This window comes from Streptomyces hilarionis (genome assembly GCF_024539675.1).
Classification (GTDB): Bacteria; Actinomycetota; Actinomycetes; order Streptomycetales; family Streptomycetaceae; genus Streptomyces; species Streptomyces hilarionis.
In genome coordinates this window covers 1-347 of the sequence record NZ_JAHHIT010000556.1, presented here as the reverse complement: position 1 = coordinate 347, position 347 = coordinate 1, and the positions used below count along the sequence as shown (strand labels likewise).

The window sequence follows — 347 nt, the reverse complement described above, 5'->3', positions numbered from 1 at the left end:
CCGGCACCCCGAACTCCACCGACCCCACCACCCGCGCGAACTCCTCCACCACCGGCTCCATCAACGGCGAATGAAACGCATGCGACACCGCCAGCCGACTCACCTTGCACCCCCGAGCACGCAACACCGACACCACCTCCTCCACCGCCCCCAACGCCCCCGACACCACCACCGACCGCGGACCGTTCACCGCCGCCACACCCACCACCGACTCCCGCCCCACCAACAACTCCTCCACCTCACCCACCGACGCCTGCACCGCCCACATCACACCCCCCGCCGGCAACGCCTGCATCAACCGACCCCGCGCCGCCACCACCCGACACGCATCCCCCAACCCCCACACC

Annotated in this window: 1 protein-coding gene; it reads right to left on the bottom strand. The window is 70.9% G+C overall.

Features of this window, described 5'->3' with window-relative positions:
* Positions 1-295, bottom strand: a 295-nt coding sequence (locus tag KMS84_RS39510; protein WP_438819041.1) for an acyltransferase domain-containing protein, incomplete at its 3' end; no start/stop codon positions are given.
* Positions 296-347: the final 52 nt, after the last annotated feature.